The sequence below is a fragment of the Microbacterium sp. che218 genome (genome assembly GCF_040436305.1).
Lineage (GTDB): Bacteria > Actinomycetota > Actinomycetes > Actinomycetales > Microbacteriaceae > Microbacterium > Microbacterium algihabitans.
In genome coordinates, this window is the sequence record NZ_AP031501.1 from 123579 (window position 1) to 146635 (window position 23057).

Sequence of the window (23057 nt, forward strand, 5' to 3'; positions counted from 1 at the left end):
GGCTAGCCGAGCTGGCACGGAGTTGGCACGAGCACTGCGCGGTGGGCCGTCGCACAGTCCGTCCATGCGGACGATGGACGAGGTCTTATAACAGTCCGGCCTTTCGGCCTTCCTCGATTAGGTAGCTAACGAACCCCGAGCACGTAACGAGCATGTACCTTGCCAGCGCCTGGTCCACGGTGGCCGCCTCTATTGCCCCATGTCGCACCCCGCTTTCGTCGGAGGTGTAGCCGTACATCTTCATCCAGGCCTGCTTCAAGGCGGGATGAATGGTCAGCCCGGCAGATTCCAACCTTTTCAGTCCGGCGGCTAGGTCAGTTTCGCCAGAGACCATGCGGATGACGGACTCGACGGCTGAGATGGACTCCTTCATTGAGTTTGGATAGTCCGGGTTCTGCCTGTTCGCAAGGAGATCAACGGCCCGGGTGAGTGCATGACGCGCTCCCTTCAGACCACCGACGGCGTCAAGCGCTTCCTGTACGGCTTCGGACTCCTCGGTGGAGCCAACTGGGGTGATTTCTGTCTCGATGAACCGGTAGCCGACCAGGTACTGCTCAAACCGGTCGTTAGCGGCGTCCGTGAAACCCTCCCAGAACTGATAGGACTCAGACTCTGGCTGAAGACGTTTGATGTCCTTCGCAAAATTTTCCAGCACGTCGAGCGCGTCGAACCAAGAGAAATCGAGTAGCCCGGCCTTCATGCGTTGCCAGACCTTCGCGTCGCCCGGGTACTCGTCGCGCGCTTCCTTGAACGTGTAGGTCCATATGGCGAGCAACACCTGCTCAAGGTAACCGTCGTTTTGAAACTGGCGGTAGATTCGGTCTTCCAGAATCTCGCGGAAGATGACGAGCAAATTCCACATGGCAACGCGGGTCTCGGCGTCGAGGTCTTCCTGCTGTACGAGGGACCGAGTTGGGTTGTAGCCCATGCGCTGCGAGAACGAACTCATGGCGACAGGTTACTGGGCCGGGAGGGTTCGAGCTTCGGGGGTTGGCCCGCAGATTTTGCTGGATGTGATGTCGGACCCTCGGCGTATTGTCCACGCCATGCACGCCCCCGGAGTCACTGTGGAGCTTCTTCCGCGCGCGAACCCGAGACGCCGTAGTGAGCTACCCCGTTGCGCCGTGAGGCTAGACGGGAAGGTCATTGGCCGTGTCGAGACGAAGCACCTGAGCGGCGCGCGAAACCTCTTTTATTTTGCCTACGGCCTCCACCCCGACACCGGCCAGGAGCACCGGCTTGAGGGCAACACGGATTTCGAGGAACGAGTAGACGTGGTGCGACGATTCTGGCTCGACCCGTCGAAGTATCCGCAACACCTCGGCCTGTAGGCCCCGGAGCGACCGGTGCCGACGTGGTGACCTGGCACACCGCTAGTGTCGGGCCTATGAATACGGAGTGGGCTGTCGGGGTGCTCGACTGGTGGGTCAAGACGGCGATATCATCGCGCGCGTTTGAAAATGACCCATTCTCCGGTCACGGTGAGGCCAAGGGATGGGTCAAAGCGTCGCACCCGAGCCTTCCAAATCTCCGCGAGCGTGAATACCAGACGCGGCGCGTGCTTGCGACAGTGCTGGAACTGGACGAATTGCCGGTCATCTTGCACAGAGACACCGACGGGGACTACTGGGTCGCTACCGGTATCGACCTGGCCACTTACGCAATTGGGCGGCTTCGCACAGAGGCAGAGACTTCTGCCAACCTCGGGAGCAGCGCGCCCTCAATGGCTGCGGACGCGCTCCATCCGCTCGTTTGGGAGGCCGCGTCGAAGCGGTGGGATGCGGGGCACTTCTCCGACGCAGTGCAGCGGGCGGCAACCTTCCTAAACGCGCATGTTCAAGACATCAGCGGACGGCGGGACGTGTCTGACTCTGAACTGATGCGCGAAGTGTTTTCGATGGGGGACGCTGCCCAAGGGAAGCCGCGTCTTCGGTGGCCTGGAGAGGACAACGACCTCACGGTCAAGACGATGCGCGTAGGCATCCTGAACATGGCCCAGGGCGTGTTCTCCGCGATTCGAAATCCTGCGACCCACTCCACTGAAGACATGGAACGGCAGGAGGCGCTAGAGCAGCTTGCGACTCTCAGCATCCTCGCTCGATGGATAGACCGGTGTGAAGTGGTGGTGGCTTCCTAGAACACACGACCGGTCATCGACCGATGTCTGACGTCGGTGTAATCATGCCGCCGTACAGGTCAACGCGCCTCGACCGTGATGCGGGCGCATTTCATCGAACGGATTGCTATGACCAAGAACGCCGCACAAGGTCGCGGCGAGGCTGACCCGCCTCCCGCTTCGGGCTACCCGAGCGCCTACGACATCCCAAAGTTCAAGAAAATGGCCGCTGAACTGGCTGGCCTCAAGCTGCTGCTCTTCCTGAGTCCGAAACTGCGGGGGCAGATGAAAGAGTTGGAGGCCGAACTCGAACGCATCGTTGGAACCGTCGAGCGTTTCTACCAGGTGCTTGGTGAGCGCCATTGGGTCTTCCACGACAATCTCGGCTTGGACCCGTTAGTCGAGGCCGTGAGCACCGGCGACGCAGATGTTGCGGAGGCCGCTCTCATTGCGCAGTACCGAGATGAAGACCGGATGCGGTGGGTTCTGCTTCGCACAAAGAGCGTGAGTGCGCTTCGGCCCCGCGCGGACCTCATCGACGCTGCTTGGCGCGATTATCAGGAGGGGCGGTACTACTCCGTCGTTCTCGTGCTGCTCTCAGTGATGGATGGGTTCGTGAACGACGTCGGGCAGCAGCGCCGGGGCCTGCATACCCGTGACGGTGAGGAGCTAGTGGCCTGGGATTCTGTCACGGCACATCACCAGGGGTTGGCCGCAACGCAAGCCTCTTTCACGAAGAGCTTCAAGAAAACGAGTGCCGAGCCGGTATTTGAGTTGTACCGCAACGGCATCGTCCATGGGAACCTGACCAACTTTGACAACCTCGTCGTCGCGTCCAAAGCCTGGAACCGCCTGTTTGCCCTGGTCGACTGGTCGCACGCACTCGAAGAGGCTGCGCGTCCTGAGCCCCCGTCGCCTTCGTGGACGGACACGCTCAAGAAGTTGGCTGACAACGCCCGGCAACAAAAGGTTATGGACAAGTGGGTTCCACGGGCGGCGTCCGTAGCCGCTGATGGTGCTGAAGCAGTGCTGTCTGAACCGGTCGTGCAAGCCGCGACAGCGATGCTGAAGGCCTGGAAGACCAGAAACTACGGAAAGCTAGCTCCGTTCCTGCACGAATTCACAAAGGCGAAGTCCCGGGGTGCGTTCATTGGGGACATCCGCAAGCGCTTTGAGGTCTCCCCACTGGACGACTACGAGGTCATACGGGTAGAGATGCGCGGACCTGGGGTCGCACACGTCTGGGTGACCCTCACTGTCGCCGGTGAAGCCCAGGAATCAGAAGTGCGGTGGCTGCGCGTGGATGAAGACCAGCACGTGCGCACCGAGACGGATTCGCGCGGTGCTTGGCAGACCATTCAGACAGACCCGCTTGCAATCATCGGCCGCGCCTGGTGAGCGGCTGACCCCTACGACCCATTGAACCGACCGTGGAAGGCGTGCTGCTGTCTCACGAGGCGGTCGTGGTCCTGGAGGTCGCGTCCATGAAGCTCTAGAAATTGGGAGAACAACCACTGATAGTACTGCTCGCGAAGTTTCGCGTACTCGGCAATGGTTTCAGCAATGACAACCTCCTGACGAGCCGCCAGATAGCTTTTAGACGCAGAACTGAAGCGGCCGGTGTTGAGCAGCGCTGTTGATGACATTTTCGCGGCATACGCCGCCTCGTTCGCGGTGAGGTTCATCTCGAAGGACATGGGCGGCGTCGTCACGTGGGTGATGGTGTTCCGGAGGTCCTTCACGAATTGGGTGACCGGCGCGAACCCGAGCGCCCGTCGCCGCCTCTCCTCCTCCTGAGCGAAAGGAGTGCCACGGTAGTTCGCCATGAGCCCACGCACATGCTCAACGAGGGTCGAGTTCATTGACGTGTAGTTTGCGAGGAAAAGGAAGAGGGCCAACCAGAACTGCTCCAGGTTCGCGCGTTGCTCAGGCTCCTGGCCCATCATGGCAAAGGCCCGCTCTTGCCCCTCCGGGCTGTCGAAGTCCACGAGATGAACAAGGAAGTTCTCGTTCATCTTGAGCGCACTGTGGACCATCCGGACGGAATTCCAGCGTTGGTGCGCGAGGCGGCCCGGGTGATTCGCAATCTGCTCGCGCAGCGCGTCCATGCGTGCCACGTAGTCGTCCTCGGACTCCTCGACCATGACCCGACTATGCCTGCGCGGGACGGGTCAGCATGGCCAGCGCGCGGCGAGTCATCATCTAAACGCAGCCCGACACGGCTGACAGAAATGCCCCCAGGAGGTTCCTGGGGGCGTTCTGTGGCGAGCTAGCTGTCCTGCTAGTGGATGCATGAGGTCACTCGAAAGCGCCCTTCGGGCGTGCAACCGCCCGGCCGAACGCGTCCACTCCATAGTCGAGCGTGGCCTCGTTGATTTCAGCTTCCGCGTTCTCCTCGGGCGTCTGACACTGCGAGCACAAGAAACCGATGATGACACCGCGCTTGTAGATGATGTTCCAGCCGTCCGACCGCCCGACGCGAATCCGCTTGGGGCAGCGGTCGCACCGAATGATGGTGCGGGAGTTGAACTGCACTTCTTCGATGTGGACCATGGGGTCCTCCTTAGGGTGACTACACGGCGGCGGCCAGCCGCGCCGGTAGGAGCCCAGGGGAGCGTGTGCTACTCATCGCCCACCTCCGAAAGAATCCTGTACACGCTGGCGCGGGACATGCCTGTCGCCTGCGCGATGTCGTTCGCGGGCAAGCCGATAGCGCGCATGCCCCTGACTTTCTTAATTTTCTCGGGAGTCATCGCTGTTCGCGGGCGACCGGCAACCTGTTCCCCGACCTTCGCGCGCGCGGCCCGCGCCGCTCTTGCCTCAGCGACCCGTTCTGCGTTCATCGAGCGCTCCAGTTCAGCGACGAGAATCAGGACATCACGCATGAACTTGCCCGCTGCCCCAGAGAAGGCGCGTTCGGATTCTTTAAGGGAGTAGACGGTGACACCTCGGTCTTCGAGGTCGGAGAGAGTTTGGAAAACGTGCAGGGCGGTTCGCCCCAAGCGGTCGAAGCTGTGAACGGTAACGGAGTCGCCTCGCCGCACGCGGCTGAGGAGGTCGGTCAAGCCTGGACGGTCCTGTCGTGCCCCAGAAATCCGGTCGGTGAAGATGTCGACCTGGTCGATGCCTACGCTGGCGAGAGCGTCAACTTGCCGGTCGGTCAGTTGTGAGGACGTGCTCACCCTCGCGTACCCGAAACGCTTGCTCGTATCCATGTCTCGTACTGTAACCCGTACCGCCAATTTGAGACAAGTGGCAGAGACTAGTTTCTGGACACAAAATCTTCTTCGGCGGCTGAGGGCGGTGGAGTAAGCGGCCCCGTCTCAAATCCTTGGTTTAGAAACAGCTACGGCCCCCCCTCGGCATTTCAAAAAAGGGTGCGGGCCGTGCTGTGAGCTTCCGTCGTGATGCCCCGGCAACTAGGGGGTAAAGGAGTCCCATTTTTTCGAGGCGTCACGCGAAGCTCTCGCCCCTCTTCCCGGTCCCACACGGTGGCAGGCTCGGTACCTTGAAACAAGAGCGGGCGGTTCACCCCTCCTCCCGGTCCTGCACGGCTGCAGGTTCGGTATCTAACGAGAAGCGGGCAGTTTGTGGCGAGTCACCCCCAACCGACCTAAAGGAGGAGAATCCCATACGGCGGGGGTGACTCGTGCCCCTCCTCCCGGTCCCGCACTGGACGGGTTCGGCTTTTGTCGAGAAGCGGGCAAGTCTGGGGCTAGAGGGCGCTCAATCTCTCGATTGCAGCGCGGTCGGCGTCGGTCTGCTCGTCACCGAATCTTGCAGGCTGGTAAATAGTCCTGAGCATGGCCTCTTCGGCTAGTGCGGTCTTACGCATCTCAGCGCGCCAGGCTCTGGACTCGGCGTCATCAGTCATCGAAGTTCTCCCTGAATCAGCCGATGTAGGCAACGGTGGATGAGGTCTGGCCGCGACCGTACTTCTGGAAAATGGTGGCTACCGCGTCGGCGCGCTCTGCTGTGTTTTCAAGCTTCCGAGCCTCGGCAAGCTCAGTCTCGCGGAGGAGGTTCTTCAGGCCTTCGTCACGGTCCCACGGACGCACGTCGTCTGGACTCGCGCCCCAGCGAAATCTAACTTCACCCCAACGAGCTTCCTGCTCTTCCTCCGTGAGGTCCATCCAACTGTTGCCAGCCCGGTCCTTCGTGGCCTCGTAGCGGGCCTCAGAGACTTCGACCTGCTGGCCACGGTTTACGAGTGTCCCCAGGGAACCCCATGCCGATGGACTGAATGTTTCGTCGGGAAGGGTGATGGTCGAAAGCGCGTGCAGGGTCCTGGGGAAGGTCTTCTTGTCGGTCATGATGTCTCCTCGATTTCCTCAAAACGGGGAGTCCCGTAGAGGGCGGTCTGTTCTTCAGGGCTGAAGTCCAACCAGCTAGCGCCGGTGTCATCCTGTGTCTGCTCGTACATCCTTGGCGTGATGTCGAGTACGTCGCCGGGGCGGGCGAGGTAGCCGCTCCAGCCACCATCTGGCGCGGTGAAGTGTGTCAGCGCTCGGATTCGGCGTGGGAAGTTTTCAATGCTCATCAGTACTTCTCGATTCGGGTTCGAAGGCTCTTGGTCAGGTCACGGAGACTCTTCCTTTCGGCCATGTGGTCAGCAAGCGCCGAAGCCGCCTTGGGGTGGCTCTTTGCGAGGTCTACGACGGCGTTCACCACGTCTTGAGCTTCTTCGAGCACGTCCAGGGCAGTGATGTCGTCCCCACCCACGTGGGTACGCAGAGAGGCAAGAGCATCCATTTCGACCTTGATTGCTCGTGCCTGAGCTAGAGGAGTCCCGACACCACCTACGCGTCTACGAAGGTCACGGGCAAGGTCTGCGGCTTCTTTGAGTCGCAAGCCGATATCAACCGTATTGGGTTCATCGTCCATAACACGGGCAAGCTGCGACTTTCGAGAAACCGCGTATCGACCCATCGAACTCAGTGTGAGGCCCATTTCCGTGCCAATGACACGGTAAGAAACGCCGTCGTCCAACATCTGGTCGATGCGGTTTCGCTGTGGGTGATTCACCACCGTCGAGGTTCTTCCTGAAGTCATATCCCTATAATCCCTTGCGTCTCGAGGAAGAAGAGCGAAGGCCGGTACCAACATTTCGGGGAAAAGGAAGGGAAACCCCGCGCGGTTCCTTCGCTCTTCTTCTCTGTCTACTATCGCGCGGTCGGCGGGACATACACGTGTTTTCTGGGACGAATTCGAGAATAAATCCTGTTAGTTAGCCGTGAGGTCGGCGGGCAACTCGACGGCGTCCACAAGCTCCTTTGCGTTCTTTACCTGGAGAAGGTATCCAATGCGCGTGCTGGCCTCGGAGACTGTCATCTCGCGCGTCTCAGAGGGTGTTTCCCCGAGACGCTCCTCCAGGGATTCGATGAACAGGCGTTGTTTGTGCGTAGCTGGCCAGAACTGGTTACTCATCGACCTCTCCTGTTTCTAGATTTACGTTTGCATAGTAGGAGCGCATGGCATACACGGTGGGGCGGCTGAATCCCAGGTGCCGTGCCGCTTCCGTCACTGTCATATGCCGAGTTTCAAGAAACTGGTCAACACTGTGCTTTGTCTTCCTGCCTGCCGCTTCTCCCCGCTGCTGGAAATCCCTATACGCCTCTGAGTCGAAGTTTTCAAGGACAAAGGTCGTAGCTTTCTGGACGGAGTAGTCCACGTTGCCCCAGGTGTATCCAGCGTGGCGGGCCAGAGAACTGGAACCGTCGAAGTCTTCGGGGTTTACAATGCGCAACTTGCTTTGCTGAATAGCATCGGGAGCGTATGTAGTCAGAGATTCAAGAAGTTGCTCAGGTTTTTCTACGCAACCCTGACCCATGAGCCGCATTCCACGTTTGATGAGGCGGCTGTAGAAGGTTCTGAAGGCAAACTCTTGTTGAGTTTCATGAACCGTCCTCCTGAGGGGCTTTGCCCACCCTGGGAGCGTGTAGTTCCTAGCTCTACTAACACTCCGGGGGAGTGTTAGTTTCTTGACACTCTCAGGAGCGACCTCCAGGACGTCTTCGATGGGGTCAATGAGGTCTGTAACGAGCATTTCGATGTCCAATCGTGTGACGTACTCTTATACGTCTATGAACTACATTCGCTCAAAAGAGAAACCCCTGCGGCTCGGATTGGACAACGAGAACGCAGGGGCGTATAGATAAGTCTACGCCGTGTTTTCTTCTTTTTGCGCTTTCCGCGCTGCGTATCGTGCCCGCGTGTACTCTGATGCAACGGTGCGGCATGGTTCGCACCGACACTTTTTCTTCCAGTAACCCGCCAACGTTCCACATTCTGGAATAGTGCCGTTTGGCGCACGCGTGCCAGTCGGTGTTCTTGAGGCGCGCTTACCCTCGCGACAAACGTGGCAGCGGCATGCGTAATCTCGATAGCTCTGCAAGCCATGCTCTTTCCCCTCGGGCAGGCTCACGGGTGACTGGTCGGCGTGAGGACTCTTCTTGGGCTTGGCGGGTTCTGTGACCTTGACCGCTTGCAGAATCTCGTCGGGTACCGCCTTCGGCCCCGGTGTTCTCGTCGCCTTCACCCGAACACTCCGATTCGCGCCGACAATCTCAGACCGCCGTTCAGGTCTGATGATGTCGGGCTTGCTGGGAGCGGTCCACGTTACGACAACGGGGCGAGCTTCGGGGAACTCCCTGGGACGGGGCTTCGGCACAACCGGAGGCGGCTCATATCCCTCCCGTTCGCGGGCGTTCTCCCAACGTGCCAGCATGTCGGCCCTGACCGTCGCGAAATGCTCCTCTGTGCTCCTCTGGGCCTCGTAGCGTGCGCGAGACACAAGGATTGCCCTAGCGGCGTCTGACGGGGCGTGCGCGGCCTCTCGGGTCAACTGTCGCTGTCGAAGGCGAGGAAGCTTGGTGGCGTGCAGAGCAACGACGGTTTCTTGAAGGTTCATGCTCTATATATCGCGCGCTCGACACCTCGCGCACGGGGAGAAACACATGCCTCAACGTTCATGGTGCGGTGCGCTATGTATGCCAGGCGTCTTTCTAGAAAGTCATCTGGTTCACAATCTTCTTCTGCCGTTCCGCATCAGAGTGCTGGTACCGCATCGCGCTGCGGTAGTCATCGTGTCCAGCCCTCGCCATGAGGTCGGCAAGAGTCGCGTGCTGTCCAAACAACGTCAGGTGAACATGGCGTATGTCGTGGATGTGCAAATCCGCCAGGCCAGCCTGGGAGCGAAGAGCCGTAAACGTCTTCAACAGGCCGTAGTAACCCATGCGGTTCCCGGAGTTCGTCTTGGAGACCGGTTCCTCAGCGCTGGGCTTCCGCTCCCTCCGAAGAATTAGGAGCGCGTCCACTACCTCCTGCGGTACTGCGAGATGCCGCTTGCCGTCCTTCTTGCCCTTGGTGCCTTCGGTCATCCCGAACTCTGAGAAGTGTTTGTTGACCAGAATCAAGCCCTCGTTCAGGTCCACGTCCTGCCAGTCGAGTGCCAGCGCTTCACCTACGCGCATCCCGGTGCCCAGGAGAACCCAGAGCAGGGTTCTCATCTGGAGGTCAGGCTCCAGCAACAGAAGGAGTTTCACGTCCTCCAGGGTGAAGGTGGGACGCTTGTTGGAGTGGTCGCGGCTAGATGCCTCCACCTGGCAGGGGTTCTTCTTGGTGAGTCCGTCCTTGAGCGCCTTCTTCATGAGACGAGACATGACCATGTAGGCACCGCGTCTCTGGTTCTTATTGTTGTCCATGGCGGCCCACCAGCGCTCCACATCGGCAATCCTGATGTCAGCAATCGCCATTTTCCCGAAGGTGGGGATGAGATAGCCCTGAAGAAGCTTGTTGTACTTGTGGAAGGTGCTGCGTTGGATAGCCCCACTGCTATAGCGGGTGCTCAGGGTGCGCTCCGCGTAGCGGTCGAACGGTTCTCTGCCCGCCGCGACGCTGTGGTCCCTCGTCACGCTGGACACTGGCACGTACCCAGCCTCCGCGATGATGTCGGCGCGCATCAGTTCGCGGTGCGCTTCTTCCGGCGTCGAGAACGTCCCGAGGGACACATAGGTTCCCCTTGCCGCGTCCCAACGCCGCGCTTGGTACTTGCCTGAGGGGAGCTTGCGAACGCTCCCGGTGTCCTTCGTCATCTTGACCTCCCGTTGGCTATACGCCCGACGAGGTCGTTTGTTCAATCTGAGTTGGCACGAACTTGGCACGCCACCGACGTCCCCAGTTGCCAATTGGCGTTCAGGGGCGCTGGCAGATCCCCTGACGCGCATCACCCTGTGCGTTACCCGATAAACTGAGTGCAAGACCAACGAGGAAAAGGGGGCCGCGATGGCAGCCATGAAGCCGCGTACCGGCGACGGACCGATGGAGGCCGTGAAGGAGGGCCGGTTGATCATCGTGCGCGTGCCGCTCGAGGGCGGTGGGCGACTCGTCGTCTCGGTGAATGACGCCGAAGCGAAAGAGCTCTACGACGTGCTCGGTGGTGTCGTCTCCGCCTGACGACCATCCGTTCGCGAAGGCCGGTCCCCAAGGGGGCCGGCCTTCGTCGTTCCCGGCGCAACCCAGGTCCCTGAGCGTGTCGAAGGGCCGGGGACCCGGCGCAACCCAGGTCCCTGAGCCTGTCGAAGGGCCGGGGACCCGGCGCAACCCAGGTCCCTGAGCCTGTCGAAGGGCCGGGGACCCAGCGCAACCCAGGTCCCTGAGCCTGTCGAAGGGCCGGGGACCCGGCGCAACCCAGGTCCCTGAGCCTGTCGAAGGGCCGGGGACCCGGCGCAACCCAGGTCCCTGAGCGTGTCGAAGGGCCGGGGACCCGGCGCAACCCAGGTCCCTGAGCGTGTCGAAGGGCCCGGTACCCGACGGGACGCCTCGGCCGGGCCGAGGCCCGGAAGAGTCAGAACCCGGATGCCATGGCATCCGGAACCGTCAGACCTCGCTGGGGCGCGTGGTGAGCTGCAAGAGGCCTTCGCCGGTGGTGGACAGGGCGCCGATGACCGCGGGGGAGGACTGCACCTCTTGGATGAGCGAGCGGTAGGCCGTGGTGATCGCGTCGCGACGCACCGGGTCGGCGACCGCGCCGTGCGACAGGACGCGTGGGATGAGCACGGTTCCACCGGCGCGCACGAGACGCAGGCCGTGCTCGACGTACTCGATGACGCCCTCGGGGTCGGCGTCGATGAAGACGATGTCGTACGACGCCTCGTTCATGCGCGGGAGGACATCGGATGCCCGGCCGGTGATGAACCGCGCGCGAGCGGGGGCGATGCGCGCGTCGGCGAAGGCCTGACGGGCGGCGCCGAGGTGCTCGGGCTCGCTGTCGATCGTCGTGATCGTGGCGCGCGGCGAACCGTGCATGAGCCACAGGCCCGAGACGCCGCCGCCGGTGCCGACCTCGACGATGTTGAGGGCACGCGATGCCGCCGACAGCACGGCCGTCTGGGCGCCGATGGCGGGGCTGATGGGCGCCGCGCCGAGCTCGAGTGCGTGGGCCCGGGCGCGAGCGATGTGCTCGGGCTCGACCGTCGACTCTTGCACGAACCGCTCGTTCGCCTCATGACCGCTCACGTGGACCTCCTTCTCTCAGGCTAGACGGCCGGGGGTGCCTCGACCTCCAGGCGCGGCCGGTAATCTGGACGCATGTTCTTCGGCCTCACGATCGAGAAGCTGATGCTGATCGGCGTGATCGCCGCCCTGCTCGTCGGCCCCGAGCGACTTCCGCGGTACGCCGAGGCGCTCGCGAAGTTCACCAAGCGCGCGAAAGAGACCCTGCAGGGTGCCCGCACGCGCATGCGCGACGAGATGGGCCCCGAGTTCGACGACGTCGACTGGAAGAAGCTCGACCCGCGTCAGTACGACCCGCGCCGCATCATCCGCGAGGCGCTGCTCGACGACACCCCCACCGCGACCATGCGCGCGGCCGGTGCCGCCGCCCTCGCCGCCCGCGAGAAGCCCGACACGACGCCGTTCGTGGCCGGCGAGCGTCCCCCGTTCGACGACGAAGCCACCTGACGCGCGAGGTCCTTGAGGCGGCGGAGGTCCCTGAGCCTGTCGAAGGGACCGGGCCTGCGCGCGGGTTGCGGTGGCTTCCACAGGCTCAGCCACCTGGGTTGCGGAGGTCCCTGAGCTTGTCGAAAGGACCGGGCGTGCGCGGGGCTCCGAATCGAGGTCCCTGAGTTTGTCGAAGGGACCGGGCGTGCGCGGGGCTCCGAATCGAGGTCCCTGAGCTTGTCGAAGGGACCGGGCGTGCCCGGTAGGCCGGCCCTGCGCGGGGCTTCGGTGGCTTCGACAGGCTCAGCCACCTGGGTTGCGGAGGTCCCTGAGCCTGTCGAAGGGACCGGGCGTGCGCGGTGGGCTGGCCCTGCGCGGGGCTTCGGTGGCTTCGACAGGCTCAGCCACCTGGGTTGCGGAGGTCCCTGAGCCTGTCGAAGGGACCGGGCGTGCGCGGTGGGCCGGCCCTGCGCGGGGCTCCGGCGGCTTCGACAGGCTCAGCCACCTGGGTTGCGGAGGTCCCTGAGCTTGTCGAAGGGACCGGGCGTGCGCGGTAGGCCGGCCCTGCGCAGGGCTTCGGTGGCTTCGACAGGCTCAGCCACCTGGGAGCCGAGCCCTCGGGCGGCCCGCCCCGTCAGACGTTCAGACGAAGCGGCTTGCCCGAAAGGCCGCGCGGACGCACGGCCAGGGCCGCGGCCGCGGCGTTGATCGCGCGAGCGGCCGGATCGTCGGGATCGGCGAGCACGACCGGGCGGCCGTCGTCGCCACCGGTGCGCAGCGCGGTGCTGAGGGGCACGGATGCCAGCAGCGGCACCTCGACGCCCTCGCTCGAGAGCGCGCGGGCCACCTCTGCTCCGCCGCCGGAGCCGAACAGGTCGAGCACGGTGCCGTCGGGGAGGGTCAGAGCGGCCATGTTCTCGATGACGCCGATGGGGCGCTGGCCGGTCTGACGGGCGACGAGTCCCGAGCGCACGGCGACCTCGGCCGCCGCGGCCTGGGGCGTGGTGACGACGAGCACGTCGGCGTGGGGGAGCAGCTGGCCCACCGAGATCGCGACGTCGCCGGTGCCGGGCGGCATGTCGAGCAGCAGCACGTCGAGGTCGCCGAAGAACACGTCGGTGAGGAACTGCTGCACGGTGCGGTGCAGCATGGGCCCGCGCCACGCGACGGCACCTGCCGCCTCTTCACCGGGTCGGCGCAGGAACATCCCGATCGAGATGACCTTCACGCCGTAGGCGACCGGCGGGAGGATCAGGTCGTCGAGCTTGGTCGGCGCGGGCGGCAGGCCGTCAGCGTCGACGAGGCCGAGCAGGCCCGGGATCGAGAACCCGTGCACGTCGGCGTCGATCAGACCCACGCGCAGCCCGCGAGCGGCGAGGGCGACGGCGAGGTTCGCGGTGACGGTCGACTTGCCGACACCTCCCTTGCCGCTGGTCACGGCGATCACGCGGGTGAGCGAGTCGGGGCCGAAGGGCATCTCGCGCTTGGCGCGGCCTCCGCGGAGCTTCTCGGTCAGCGCCTTGCGCTCGTCGGGCGACATCACCCCGACCCGCACGTCGACCGCGTCGATGCCGTCGACCGAGGCCGCGGCATCCGCCACGTCTCTTTCGATGCGGTCGGCGGCCGGGCATCCGACGATCGTCAGCGCGATGCCCACCTCGGCGGTGGTGCCCGAGACGGTGATCTCGCGCAGCATGTCGAGCTCGCCGAGCGGACGCCGAAGCTCCGGATCGGTGACCGCGGCGACGGCGGAACGGACCCGCTCGGCGAGATCGATGCTCACGAGCCGGGCCGCGCGGGCTCGGAGTGCGTGCCCCGGCGGAGGTCTCCGCGCCCGGCTTCCGCGCGTCCGGACTCCGCCCGCGGGGCGTCGTCGTCGGCGTCGAGACGCTCGAGCGCGGCCCGGAGTTCGGCGCGCAGCGAGTCCTTCGTGATGACCTCGTCGGTCAGATCGCGCACGGCCATGCGCAGCGCCACGATCTCGCGGGCCAGGTACTCGGTGTCGGCGAGGTTGCGCTCGGCGCGCTGACGGTCCTGCTCGATCTGCACGCGGTCGCGGTCGTCCTGACGGTTCTGCGCGAGCAGGATCAGGGGAGCGGCATACGACGCCTGCAGAGAGAGCACGAGGGTCAGGGCGGTGAAGCCGATCGCGGCGGAGTCGAAGCGCAACTCGTCGGGGGCCAGCGAGTTCCACCCCATCCACACCACGCAGAACAGCGTCAGCGACAGCAGGAAGGTGGGCGTGCCCATCGCGCGGGCCACCCACTCGGTGAAGCGGCCGAAGCGGTCACGAGAGGGCTGCGGCGCCCGCGGGGCGAGAACGCCGGTGCGGCCGCGGGGCGCATCGAGGGCGGGGGTGCGGTTGTTGCGTGCCATCAGCGCCTCCTCGGGGTCTGGGGGATCTGGGTCGGAATGCTCTGCGTATGCGCGGGCCGGATCGTCGTCTTGGGTTTCGGATCATCGCCGTCGTGCGTGCGCCAGTCGTCGGGCAGCAGGTAGTCGAGCACGTCGTCGACGCTCACGCAGCCGACGAGGCGGTGCGCCTGATCGACGACCGGGAGCGACACGAGGTTGTAGCTCGCGAGCAGGCGCGCGACCTCGGCGGCCGTGGCGTCGGCGGGCACCGGCTCGAGGGTGTCGTCGATGATCGCGCCGAGGCGCTCGTGCGGGGGATAGCGCAGCATCCGCTGGAAGTGCACGGTGCCCAGCAGGCGCCCGGTGGGCGTCTCGTACGGCGGGAGGGTGATGAACACGGATGCCGCGAGCGCGGGGTGCAGCTCGTGCCGGCGGATCAGCGCGAGGGCCTCGGCCACCGTGGCATCGGCCGACAGCACGATGGGCTCCGGCGTCATGAGGCCACCGGCCGTGTCGGGACCGTACTGCAGCAGGGCGCGCACGTCGTCGGCCTCTTCGGGCTCCATGAGCTCGAGCAGCTGCTCGGAGCGCGACTCGGGCAGCTGACCCAGAAGGTCGGCCGCGTCGTCGGGCTCCATGGCGTCGAGGATGTCGGCGGCGCGCTCGTCGCCGAGCTGCTCGAGGATGTGCACCTGCTCGTCTTCGGGCATCTCTTCGAGCGCGTCGGCGAGGCGGTCGTCGCTGAGCTCTTCGGCGACCTCGATGAGGCGCTCTTCGGGCAGGTCGAGCAGGGTGTTCGCGAGGTCGGCCGGCTTGAGCTCGGAGTAGGTCGCCACCAGCTGCTCGGCCGACTGGGCCTCACCGGGAGCCTGGTTCTCGCGCACCTCGGTCCACGCGGCGAAGGTCGTGGCGCCCTTGGCGAAGGGCGACGCGCTCGTGCGGGGGCGACGCAGGAACAGCTGCCCCACGTCCCACTCGCCGAGGCGGTTGCGCTCGATCGCGACGTCTTCGATGACCGCGGTGCCCGAGCCGTCGACGAGGCTCACGCGGCGACCGAGCATCTCGGCCATCACCCGCACCTCGCCGCCGCGCTGCTGGAAGCGGCGCACGTTGATGAGGCCCGTCGTGATGACCTGGCCCGACTGGATCGAGGTGACGCGTCCGATGGACACGAACACATGTCGACGGCCGGGGATCTCGACGACGAGGCCCACGACGCGCGGCGCCGCCGACGCGCGGTAGATCACCACGACGTCGCGCACCTTGCCCAGACGGTCTCCCGCTGGGTCGAACACCGTGCAGCCCGCCAAGCGGGCGACGAAAACCCTCTGCGTGCTCACCGGTACAGCGTAGTCCGCGCCTCGTCCGCAACACCTCGGGAACGGTCAGGCGCGCGTGACAGGATGGTGAAATGAGTATGTTCGCGCAGCGTCCGGGTGCCGGACGCGACGAGGTCGGCGACAAGATCGCCTCGTTCCCCACCTATGAGCAGGCGCAGAAGGCGGTCTCGTCGCTGATCGCCGGCGAGGTGCCCGCGCGCGACATCGTGATCGTCGGATCGGGCCTGCGTTCGATCGAACGCATCACCGGCAAGCTCGGCTACGCCACCGCCGCCCGCTCGGGTGCGCTCAACGGCCTCATGCTCGGTCTGCTCTTCGCCTTCATCTTCGTGCTGGGCACCCCCACGGTGCAGATCTCGGCCTTCATCGGCGTGCTGCTCGTCGGCATGGCGCTCGGCATGCTGCTGAGCCTCGGCACGTACTCGATCGTGCGCCGCCGCCGCGACTTCGCCTCGGTCATGCAGGTCGCCGCCGACCACTACGACGTGTGCGTCGCGTCCAGCAGCGCGCAGAAGGCGCGCGGGATCGTCGGGCCGACCGGTGCGGGTCAGCGCACGGTGGTGTCGCGTTCGACGTCGACGGATGCCGCTCCGCCCCAGTACGGCGAGCGCGTGGCCCCCGGCTCGCACGCCCCGTCGGCTCCTCCGCGTCCGCCCGTGCCCTCGTCGACGCCCACGCACGACGACGAGCCCCCGCGCTACGGCGAGCGGATCTCGCCCAAGCCCCCGGTGACGCAGCCGCGCCCGAGCGAGCCGCGGGCCGCTGAGCCGCAGGCCGATGAGCCGCACGGCGAGCAGCCCCGCGAGGCCGCACCCGACGGCTCCCACCCGACCGAGCGGTGAGTTCCGAGCCCGCTCCGGTCGCCGAGCCGGTCCGCATCCCGGTCGCCCTGCCTGCCGGGGCGACGGAGGTGTCGGGCCTGTGGTCGGCGGCATCCGGAACCGATGCCGTGGTCGCCCTCGCCCACGGTGCCGGTGCGGGCATGAACCACCCGTTCCTCGGAGGTCTCGCCGACGCTCTCGCGGGCTCGGGAGTCTCGGTGCTGCGCTTCGTCTTCCCCTACGTCGAGGCGGGCCGACGCATGCCCGGACCCGCGCCGCACGCCGTGGCGACCTGGGCCGGCGTCGAGACCTGGCTCGCCTCGAACGCCCCGGGGCCGTACGCGGCCGTGGGCAAATCGTACGGCGGGCGCATGGCATCCGTCGCCGCGGCGGAGGGCGTGATCGCCCCCGTCGGTCTCGCCTACCTCGGGTATCCGCTGCACCCGCCCGGGCGGCCCGACAAGCCGCGCCGCGAGCATCTGCCCGCCATCGCCGTTCCGCAGCTGTTCGTCGAGGGCGAGAACGACCCGTTCATCGATCCACGTGCGCAGTTCGACGAAGTCGTGGCCTCGTGCCAGAACGCGACGGTGCACTGGATCGCCGGCGGCAACCATTCGTTCGAGGTGAAGGGCGCGCGGCGCCCGGCCGATGAGATCGGTGCGGCGCTGGCTCCGGTGATCGCGGAGTTCGCGCGCTCGCTCTGACCCCCCCCGGGCGTCGGCGCTCCGCCGCGGCGGGCGTAACGCAGGAGTTTTCGCGTCGATGCGGTGCACGACTCCTGCAGTTTCGCGCCGGGGAGGGCGCTGGGGCCACCGGTGTGTCGAAATCTCCGGAGTTGTGTCGGGGTCACGCGTCCTTTCCGCTCGGCGCCGCTCATGACGCCGCCCGGCGCGGCGACGCGTCGCGCCCCCCCCCCGCCTCAGCGCCCGGCCGCGTAGCCCTGCGCCCCGCGGGGGTTCGCCGCGGCCCACAGCAGGCCGTCGGCTCCGCGCCCGACGGCGGTGACGCGGCCGAGGGCCCAGTCGCCCGCCCGGCGCACGCGATGCCCGCGCTCCTCCAGGGCCTCGATGACCTGCTCGCCCAGCCGGTCTTCGACGGCCACCCCGGCGGGCACCCACGTGCGCGGCCAGAACGAGTCGATGAGCGCAGTGATGTTGAGGTTCGGCGCGTCGATCGCCTGCTGCGCGCTGTACCCGCCGACGAGCATGCGCAAAAGCACCGTCAGCTGCCACTGGTCCTGCTGGTCGCCGCCGGGGGAGCCGATCGCGATCACCTCGTCGCCGCGCGACACCAGGGTCGGGGTCAGCGTGGTGCGCGGGCGACGGCCGGGAGTCAGTGAGGCCGGGTGCCCCGGCACGAGCCACGTCGCCTGCAGGCGCGTGCCCAGGCAGAAGCCCAGCGACGGCACGGTCGGCGACGACTGCAGCCAGCCACCCGACGGGGTCGCCGACACGACGTTGCCCCAGCGGTCGATCACGTCGAGGTGGCACGTGTCGCCGCGGGTCTGCCCCGATCGGTCGACCGTGGGCTCTCCGGTCGAGCCGTCGGTGCCGGCGTGGTCGGTGCGCAGCGGCGGGAGCACCGGGTCGCGGCCCTCGGGCGAGCCCGGATGCCACTCGGTCGAGGCCTCGCGCCCGATCAAGGCCCGCCGGGCGGCGACGTAGTCGTCGGCGAGCAGGGCGTCGATGTCGACGGCTCCGCCCGCGTCGCCGAACCAGGCGTCGCGGTCGGCGTAGGCGAGCTTCTGCGCCTCGAGCAGCAGGTGCGCTCCTTCGACCGACGACGGGTCGAGGTCAGGAGAGTCCTCGATTAGCCGAAGGGTGTGCAGCAGAGCGGGCCCCTGGGTCCAGGTGCCGGCCTTGAACACGTCCCACCCACGGAAACCCGTCGACACGGCGGGCTCGAATGACGCGCGCCAGGTCGCCAGATCGTCGGCGTCCAGGATGCCGGGATGATCGGCGCCGTCGGCGTGCCGGTGCGGCTGCGCGATGAAGGCCGCGGCCTCGGGCAGCACGGTGGTCATCCAGTGCTCACGGGCCGCGTCGATCCGCGCGGCACGGTCGTCGCGTGGCGCGCGGTTAGCCTGCGCGCGGTCCGCCAGCGCCCGGTCCGCCTGCGCGTGATCCGCCTGCGCCCGCTCGCCCCGCGCTCCCGCCGCGACGAGTCCGTCGAGCACGTCGGCGTACGTCGGGTTGCGCACCAACGAGTCGGCAGCGGGAGGCGTGCCCTCCGGCATCCATCGCTTTGCCGAGGTCGGCCAGTGGTCGCGGAACAGCTCGGCGACCCGGGCGATCGTCGCCGCGGCCCCCGCCGCGAGCGGGTGCCCGTCGCGGGCGTACCCGGTCGCGTAGGCGAGCACGTCGCCGAGCTCCCACGTGCCGTGATCGCGCAGCAGCAGGAGCCACGCGTCGACGGCCCCCGGCACGGCGGCGGCGAGACCTCCCGCTCCGGGCACGAGGTCGAGGCCACGGCCGCGGAAATGGTCGATCGTCGCGCGCGCGGGCGCCGGACCCTGGCCCATGAGCACGACGGGTTCCGCCGCGCCCGCGGGCCGGACGAGGGCGACGAGGTCGCCCCCGGGACCGTTCAGGTGCGGCTCGACGACGTGCAGCACGAACGCCGCGGCGACCGCCGCATCGAACGCATTGCCGCCGCGCTCGAGCACGGACTGCGCCGTGGCGGTCGCCGTCCAGTGCGTCGAGGCCGACATGCCGAACGTGCCTCGCAGGGTCGGCCGGGTGGTGAACGCTGCCGCCGGCGCGAACGTCATCGCTTGAGCCGGGCGATCCACTCCTCGACCTCGTCGGCCGTGCGCGGAATGCCGGCCGAGAGGTTGACGGGTCCGTCGGCGGTCATCACGATGTCGTCCTCGATGCGCGCGCCGATTCCGCGGTACTCCTCGGGAACCGTGAGGTCGTCGATCTGGAAGTACAGGCCGGGCTCGATCGTGAAGACCATGCCGGGCTCGAGCAGTCCGTCGTAGTACATGTCGCGCCGCGCCTGCGCGCAGTCGTGCACGTCGATGCCGAGGTGGTGGCTCGTGCCGTGCACCATGTACCGGCGGTGCTGGCCGCCGTTGTCGGCGTCGAGCGCCTCTTCGGCGGTGACGGGCAGCAGGCCCCACTCGGCGACGCGTGCGGCGATGACCTCCATCGCGGCCTCGTGCAGGCGGCGGAACGGCACGCCCACCTTGGCTGCGGCGAACGAGGCGTCGGCCGCCTCGCGCACGGTCTCGTAGATGCGGCGCTGGATGTCGGTGAAGGTGCCCGACACCGGCAGCGTGCGCGTGATGTCGGCGGTGTAGAGGCTGTCGACCTCGACGCCCGCGTCGAGCAGGATCAGATCGCCCGGCTTCACGGGCCCGTCGTTGCGCGTCCAGTGCAGGTAGCAGGCGTGCGGACCCGAGGCGGCGATGGTGTCGTAGCCGACGCTGTTGCCGTCGCTGCGCGCGCGCTGGTGGAACACGCCCTCGACGATGCGCTCACCGCGCGGGTGCTCGATGATGCGGGGGAGCTCGGCGATCACGTCGTCGAATCCGCGGCCGGTGACCTCGACGGCGAGGGCCATCTGGGCCAGCTCGTACTCGTCCTTCACCAGGCGCAGCTCCGAGACGAAGCGCGTCAGCTGGTCGTCTCCGCCGACCGTGCGGTCGTCGTCGCCGGCGGTGAAGTCCGACAGGTGTGCGGTGGCCAGGCCCAGGTCGGCGGCCACGCCGTCGAGCGCGGGGCGCGGACCGATCCAGAACTCTCCGATCGAGGCATCCGAGTAGAACTCCGACGTCGTGCGGTCGGCACGCTCGCGGAAGTACAGCACGGCCTCGTGTCCCTCGTCGCGCGGCTCGAAGACGAGCAGGGCGTCGGGCTCGGCGTCGCTGCCCCAGCCGGTGAGGTGCGAGAAGGCCGAGTGGGCGCGGAAGGGGTAGTCGCAGTCGTTGCTGCGCTGCTTGAGGCCACCAGCGGGGACCACGAGACGCTGACCGGGGAAGGCCGCCGAGACCTTCGCGCGTCGGCGCGCCGTCCACGACGCCTGCTCGCGCGGCTCGGGGAGGGCGGCGGGGTGCTCGGCCCAGCCGGTCGAGATCGTGTCGAGGAAGCCGCGGGGGAACGGCGCCTTGCGATTGCTGGGGGCGTCGAGCTTCTGCTCTTCGGCCTGGGGCTCGGCGGTCGTGGCGTCGGCGGTCTGCGTGGCGGTGTCGGTGGAGGAGGGGGCGTCCATCGTTCCAGTCTCGCACCGCCGCGCGCGTTGTGCACGGATGCGCGGCCGTGGTGAGAACGCGGCGCCGGGCGGGTGGCATCTGGAGCCTCGTGCGAGGGCGGCTCGCCTCAGCCGCCGGTGCGCTCGAGCTGCACGACGATCGGGCGGTGATCGCTGCCCGAGCCGTCGAGAGTGCGCATGACGACGGAGCCCGACACGGTCCAATCGGGGGTGGCCATCACGTGGTCGATGGGCGCGCCCAGCAGGGCCGGGGCGTTCGTGGGCCAAGTGCCGACGCCGCCGTTTCCGCTGTCGGATGCCGTGTCGTGGCAGCGACCGAGGGTGCCTCCGTCGACGCCCATTCCGGTCATGTGGTCGAGCGTGGCGTTGAAGTCACCGGCGAGGATGACGTTGTCGCTCGCGCACTGATCCGCGAGCCACTGCAGGTCGCTGCGCCACTGCGTCATGTACTCCTCGCGGGGAGCGACGGCGTGGGCGGCGACGATGATCGGTCCGTTGCCCGAGACGGGCATGGCGACCGCGCTCGGCACGGTCGAGGTGTTGCTCGAGCCGTCGAGCGACGACTGGATCACCGAGTAGTCGCCCAGCTCGGGCTTGATGAGCACGGTGGTCGAGGTGGCATCCCACCCCGTGATGCCGTACTCGCCGTACTCGGCGTGGTGCGCCCACATCGGTTGTCCCATGTCGCGCATCAGCTTCGCGACCTCGGCGCCGGTGTCGATGGTCGTCTCGGGCAGGGTCACCACGTCGGCCTGCATGCCGACGGCGAACTGCGCGATCGACTCGGCCGAGGTCGCCGAGCCCGCGGTGTTCCAGGTCATGACGCGCAGGCTCGTGTCGGTCTTGGCGGGCAGTGCTTCGGTGCCGAGGCCGCGCTGGTTCAGCAGAGCGACGTTGACGCCGCCCGAGATGCCGAAGATGAGCGCCAGCACGAGCGCGAGGGCGCGGATCGGCCGGATGAGCGCGAACAGCAGCATCAGCAGCGTCGCCGCCAGCAGCGCGGCGGCGATCGGGGCGCGGAACGAGATGATCTGCGCGAGCGGGAAGGTGCGCTCGAGCCCGAATGCGGACGGCAACGTCAGCACAGCGGCGCCCGCCGCGAAGGCGAGCGCGACCAGGAGACCGAGCAATCGACGCACGCACCCGACCATAGGTGAGCCGTCTGGGAGATCGGCGGATGCCGCCCGGGTGGCACCCGTGTGCGGGCCGGTGCGCGGGGTGGGGCCGGCGACCTTCGCGGGTTTGGGGCGGGATCTTCAGGTCTGGGCGTGACATATTCGCCCCGATCTGCAGAACGCGCCCCGAACCGCGCCGCTCGCCCGTCCCGCGCCGCTCGCCCGTCCCGCGCGCGTAGGGCGGGCGCGATACGCTCGACGGGTGCCGCAGCATCGTCGATTCGAGGGACCGACCGACCTGCACCTGCACTCGTCGCACTCCGACGGCACCGAGCCCCCGGCCGAGGTCATGGCCGCGGCGCACCGGCACGGTCTGCACACCGCGGCGCTCACCGACCACGACACGACGTCGGGGTGGGCCGAGGCGGCCGAGGCTGCGACCTCTCTCGGTATGACGTTCGTGCCGGGCATGGAGCTGTCGGCCCGACACCGCTGGCGCAGCGTGCACCTGCTCGCCTACCTCGTCGATCCCGACGACGCCGACCTGCGGGCGATGACCGACCGCATCCGTTCGTCGCGCCTGGACCGCGCGCAGATCATGGCCGAGCGCATCTCGCACGACTACGACATCGCGTGGGACGACATCGTCGCCCAGACCACCGACGGCGCCACCGTCGGCCGCCCGCACATCGCCGACGCGCTCGTCGCCCGGGGCATCGTGGTCGATCGGACCGAGGCGTTCGCGAGCATCCTTCACCCTGCGGGCGACTACTATGTCGCGTTGTACGCACCCGATCCCGTCACGGCGGTCGAGCTCGTCGTCGGCGCGGGTGGGGTGCCGATCGTCGCGCACCCGGCCGGTCGCGCCCTGCTCCCCGACAGCGTGCTGACGGCGATGCTCGATGCGGGCCTCGCCGGCTTCGAGCTGCACCACCGCGAGAACCTCCCCGAGCCCACGGCGCTGCTCGCCGACCTCGCCGCCGAGCGCGACCTCATCGTGACGGGGTCGAGCGACTACCACGGTCTCGGCAAGCCCAACATGCCGGGCGAGAACACCACGGCCGACGACATGGTCGCGCGCATCTTCGCCCTCGGCCGCGGCACGGCGCCGGTCTTCCCTTAGGCGGCGGCGATCCCGGCGTGATCGAGATCCCGG

The 23057-nt window shown here is 66.8% G+C and carries 24 protein-coding genes; 7 read left to right on the forward strand and 17 right to left on the reverse strand.

Features of this window, described 5'->3' with window-relative positions:
- Positions 1 to 85: 85 nt before the first annotated feature.
- Positions 86 to 949, reverse strand: coding sequence for an AbiJ-NTD4 domain-containing protein (locus ABXS86_RS00535; RefSeq protein WP_353665282.1), 864 nt, complete (start codon positions 947 to 949; stop codon positions 86 to 88).
- 438 nt (positions 950 to 1387) lie between these two features.
- Between ABXS86_RS00535 and ABXS86_RS00540 the strand changes: the two genes are divergently transcribed.
- Both ABXS86_RS00540 and ABXS86_RS00545 read left to right on the forward strand, forming a co-directional pair.
- On the forward strand, positions 1388 to 2137 hold the full coding sequence (locus ABXS86_RS00540; RefSeq protein ID WP_353665283.1) for a TIGR02391 family protein: 750 nt from the start codon (positions 1388 to 1390) through the stop codon (positions 2135 to 2137).
- 108 nt (positions 2138 to 2245) lie between these two features.
- On the forward strand, positions 2246 to 3514 hold the full coding sequence (locus ABXS86_RS00545) for a hypothetical protein (protein ID WP_353665284.1): 1269 nt from the start codon (positions 2246 to 2248) through the stop codon (positions 3512 to 3514).
- Positions 3515 to 3525: 11 nt separating this feature from the next.
- Here the strand turns inward: ABXS86_RS00545 and ABXS86_RS00550 are convergent, their stop codons facing one another.
- The 9 genes from ABXS86_RS00550 to ABXS86_RS00590 form a co-directional block, all read right to left on the reverse strand.
- Positions 3526 to 4260 carry a hypothetical protein gene (locus tag ABXS86_RS00550; protein WP_353665285.1) on the reverse strand — a complete coding sequence of 245 codons (735 nt, stop codon included), beginning with the start codon at positions 4258 to 4260 and terminating at the stop codon, positions 3526 to 3528.
- A 154-nt stretch (positions 4261 to 4414) separates the two neighbouring features.
- Positions 4415 to 4669, reverse strand: coding sequence for a hypothetical protein (locus tag ABXS86_RS00555; protein ID WP_353665286.1), 255 nt, complete (start codon positions 4667 to 4669; stop codon positions 4415 to 4417).
- 68 nt (positions 4670 to 4737) lie between these two features.
- A complete protein-coding gene (locus ABXS86_RS00560; RefSeq protein WP_353665287.1) occupies positions 4738 to 5331 on the reverse strand; it encodes a recombinase family protein in 594 nt (197 codons plus the stop codon).
- Positions 5332 to 6006: 675 nt separating this feature from the next.
- A complete protein-coding gene (locus ABXS86_RS00565; RefSeq protein WP_353665288.1) occupies positions 6007 to 6429 on the reverse strand; it encodes a hypothetical protein in 423 nt (140 codons plus the stop codon).
- Positions 6426 to 6656 carry a hypothetical protein gene (locus tag ABXS86_RS00570; RefSeq protein WP_353665289.1) on the reverse strand — a complete coding sequence of 77 codons (231 nt, stop codon included), beginning with the start codon at positions 6654 to 6656 and terminating at the stop codon, positions 6426 to 6428. Before ABXS86_RS00570 ends, ABXS86_RS00565 begins: the two co-directional genes overlap by 4 nt.
- Positions 6656 to 7144 carry a hypothetical protein gene (locus ABXS86_RS00575; RefSeq protein WP_353665290.1) on the reverse strand — a complete coding sequence of 163 codons (489 nt, stop codon included), beginning with the start codon at positions 7142 to 7144 and terminating at the stop codon, positions 6656 to 6658. The genes ABXS86_RS00570 and ABXS86_RS00575 overlap by 1 nt, the downstream gene beginning before the upstream one ends.
- A 195-nt stretch (positions 7145 to 7339) precedes the next feature.
- Positions 7340 to 7543, reverse strand: a complete 204-nt coding sequence (locus tag ABXS86_RS00580) for a hypothetical protein (protein ID WP_353665291.1) — start codon at positions 7541 to 7543, stop codon at positions 7340 to 7342.
- Entirely contained in the window at positions 7536 to 8162 is a 627-nt protein-coding gene (locus tag ABXS86_RS00585) for a hypothetical protein (RefSeq protein ID WP_353665292.1), read from the reverse strand. The genes ABXS86_RS00580 and ABXS86_RS00585 overlap by 8 nt, the downstream gene beginning before the upstream one ends.
- Positions 8163 to 9120: 958 nt before the next feature.
- Positions 9121 to 10209 (reverse strand): tyrosine-type recombinase/integrase, encoded by a 1089-nt coding sequence (locus ABXS86_RS00590; protein ID WP_353665293.1) that lies wholly within the window; start codon positions 10207 to 10209, stop codon positions 9121 to 9123.
- Between the two features lie 190 nt (positions 10210 to 10399).
- On the opposite strand from ABXS86_RS00590, the gene ABXS86_RS00595 reads away from it, so the two are divergent.
- A complete protein-coding gene (locus tag ABXS86_RS00595) occupies positions 10400 to 10570 on the forward strand; it encodes a DUF3117 domain-containing protein (RefSeq protein ID WP_144835152.1) in 171 nt (56 codons plus the stop codon).
- A gap of 423 nt (positions 10571 to 10993) precedes the next feature.
- Here ABXS86_RS00595 and ABXS86_RS00600 read toward each other — a convergent pair whose 3' ends face one another.
- Positions 10994 to 11632 (reverse strand): O-methyltransferase, encoded by a 639-nt coding sequence (locus ABXS86_RS00600; RefSeq protein WP_154096380.1) that lies wholly within the window; start codon positions 11630 to 11632, stop codon positions 10994 to 10996.
- A gap of 72 nt (positions 11633 to 11704) precedes the next feature.
- Here ABXS86_RS00600 and ABXS86_RS00605 point away from each other — a divergent pair, with 72 nt between their 5' ends.
- Entirely contained in the window at positions 11705 to 12076 is a 372-nt protein-coding gene (locus tag ABXS86_RS00605; protein WP_144835148.1) for a Sec-independent protein translocase TatB, read from the forward strand.
- A gap of 613 nt (positions 12077 to 12689) precedes the next feature.
- On the opposite strand, the gene ABXS86_RS00610 is transcribed toward ABXS86_RS00605, so the two are convergent.
- The 3 genes from ABXS86_RS00610 to ABXS86_RS00620 are packed head-to-tail and all read right to left on the reverse strand — an operon-like array spanning position 12690 to position 15750.
- Positions 12690 to 13832 carry an Mrp/NBP35 family ATP-binding protein gene (locus ABXS86_RS00610; protein ID WP_373459220.1) on the reverse strand — a complete coding sequence of 381 codons (1143 nt, stop codon included), beginning with the start codon at positions 13830 to 13832 and terminating at the stop codon, positions 12690 to 12692.
- A gap of 2 nt (positions 13833 to 13834) precedes the next feature.
- A complete protein-coding gene (locus tag ABXS86_RS00615; protein WP_230704843.1) occupies positions 13835 to 14431 on the reverse strand; it encodes a DUF1003 domain-containing protein in 597 nt (198 codons plus the stop codon).
- Positions 14431 to 15750 (reverse strand): magnesium transporter, encoded by a 1320-nt coding sequence (locus ABXS86_RS00620; protein WP_353665294.1) that lies wholly within the window; start codon positions 15748 to 15750, stop codon positions 14431 to 14433. The genes ABXS86_RS00615 and ABXS86_RS00620 overlap by 1 nt, the downstream gene beginning before the upstream one ends.
- 71 nt (positions 15751 to 15821) lie before the next feature.
- Here ABXS86_RS00620 and ABXS86_RS00625 point away from each other — a divergent pair, with 71 nt between their 5' ends.
- Both ABXS86_RS00625 and ABXS86_RS00630 read left to right on the forward strand, forming a co-directional pair.
- The gene (locus tag ABXS86_RS00625) at positions 15822 to 16592 is read left to right on the forward strand and encodes a general stress protein (protein WP_353665295.1); all 771 of its coding nucleotides are present in this window, start codon (positions 15822 to 15824) and stop codon (positions 16590 to 16592) included.
- Positions 16589 to 17275, forward strand: coding sequence for an alpha/beta family hydrolase (locus tag ABXS86_RS00630; protein WP_409988228.1), 687 nt, complete (start codon positions 16589 to 16591; stop codon positions 17273 to 17275). Before ABXS86_RS00625 ends, ABXS86_RS00630 begins: the two co-directional genes overlap by 4 nt.
- 215 nt (positions 17276 to 17490) lie before the next feature.
- On the opposite strand, the gene ABXS86_RS00635 is transcribed toward ABXS86_RS00630, so the two are convergent.
- The 3 genes from ABXS86_RS00635 to ABXS86_RS00645 all read right to left on the reverse strand — a co-directional run bounded on the left by ABXS86_RS00635 (position 17491) and on the right by ABXS86_RS00645 (position 21925).
- The gene (locus ABXS86_RS00635) at positions 17491 to 19341 is read right to left on the reverse strand and encodes a gamma-glutamyltransferase family protein (protein WP_353665296.1); all 1851 of its coding nucleotides are present in this window, start codon (positions 19339 to 19341) and stop codon (positions 17491 to 17493) included.
- On the reverse strand, positions 19338 to 20786 hold the full coding sequence (locus tag ABXS86_RS00640) for an aminopeptidase P family protein (RefSeq protein ID WP_353665297.1): 1449 nt from the start codon (positions 20784 to 20786) through the stop codon (positions 19338 to 19340). Before ABXS86_RS00640 ends, ABXS86_RS00635 begins: the two co-directional genes overlap by 4 nt.
- A gap of 107 nt (positions 20787 to 20893) precedes the next feature.
- Positions 20894 to 21925, reverse strand: a complete 1032-nt coding sequence (locus tag ABXS86_RS00645) for an endonuclease/exonuclease/phosphatase family protein (protein WP_353665298.1) — start codon at positions 21923 to 21925, stop codon at positions 20894 to 20896.
- A 238-nt stretch (positions 21926 to 22163) separates the two neighbouring features.
- On the opposite strand from ABXS86_RS00645, the gene ABXS86_RS00650 reads away from it, so the two are divergent.
- Positions 22164 to 23024 carry a PHP domain-containing protein gene (locus ABXS86_RS00650; protein ID WP_353665299.1) on the forward strand — a complete coding sequence of 287 codons (861 nt, stop codon included), beginning with the start codon at positions 22164 to 22166 and terminating at the stop codon, positions 23022 to 23024.
- The last annotated feature ends 33 nt before the right edge of the window (positions 23025 to 23057 follow it).

Bases quoted from the DNA above. Each gene is read 5' to 3' on its own strand.
- ABXS86_RS00560 (WP_353665287.1), bottom strand. From the start codon at position 5,331: ATGGATACGAGCAAGCGTTTCGGGTACGCGAGGGTGAGCACGTCCTCA.
- ABXS86_RS00615 (WP_230704843.1), bottom strand. From the start codon at position 14,431: ATGGCACGCAACAACCGCACCCCCGCCCTCGATGCGCCCCGCGGCCGC.
- ABXS86_RS00540 (WP_353665283.1), top strand. From the start codon at position 1,388: ATGAATACGGAGTGGGCTGTCGGGGTGCTCGACTGGTGGGTCAAGACG.
- ABXS86_RS00605 (WP_144835148.1), top strand. From the start codon at position 11,705: ATGTTCTTCGGCCTCACGATCGAGAAGCTGATGCTGATCGGCGTGATC.
- ABXS86_RS00635 (WP_353665296.1), bottom strand. From the start codon at position 19,341: ATGACGTTCGCGCCGGCGGCAGCGTTCACCACCCGGCCGACCCTGCGA.
- ABXS86_RS00555 (WP_353665286.1), bottom strand. From the start codon at position 4,669: ATGGTCCACATCGAAGAAGTGCAGTTCAACTCCCGCACCATCATTCGG.
- ABXS86_RS00535 (WP_353665282.1), bottom strand. From the start codon at position 949: ATGAGTTCGTTCTCGCAGCGCATGGGCTACAACCCAACTCGGTCCCTC.
- ABXS86_RS00545 (WP_353665284.1), top strand. From the start codon at position 2,246: ATGACCAAGAACGCCGCACAAGGTCGCGGCGAGGCTGACCCGCCTCCC.
- ABXS86_RS00570 (WP_353665289.1), bottom strand. From the start codon at position 6,656: ATGAGCATTGAAAACTTCCCACGCCGAATCCGAGCGCTGACACACTTC.
- ABXS86_RS00585 (WP_353665292.1), bottom strand. From the start codon at position 8,162: ATGCTCGTTACAGACCTCATTGACCCCATCGAAGACGTCCTGGAGGTC.
- ABXS86_RS00580 (WP_353665291.1), bottom strand. From the start codon at position 7,543: ATGAGTAACCAGTTCTGGCCAGCTACGCACAAACAACGCCTGTTCATC.
- ABXS86_RS00625 (WP_353665295.1), top strand. From the start codon at position 15,822: ATGAGTATGTTCGCGCAGCGTCCGGGTGCCGGACGCGACGAGGTCGGC.
- ABXS86_RS00640 (WP_353665297.1), bottom strand. From the start codon at position 20,786: ATGGACGCCCCCTCCTCCACCGACACCGCCACGCAGACCGCCGACGCC.
- ABXS86_RS00590 (WP_353665293.1), bottom strand. From the start codon at position 10,209: ATGACGAAGGACACCGGGAGCGTTCGCAAGCTCCCCTCAGGCAAGTAC.
- ABXS86_RS00550 (WP_353665285.1), bottom strand. From the start codon at position 4,260: ATGGTCGAGGAGTCCGAGGACGACTACGTGGCACGCATGGACGCGCTG.
- ABXS86_RS00565 (WP_353665288.1), bottom strand. From the start codon at position 6,429: ATGACCGACAAGAAGACCTTCCCCAGGACCCTGCACGCGCTTTCGACC.
- ABXS86_RS00595 (WP_144835152.1), top strand. From the start codon at position 10,400: ATGGCAGCCATGAAGCCGCGTACCGGCGACGGACCGATGGAGGCCGTG.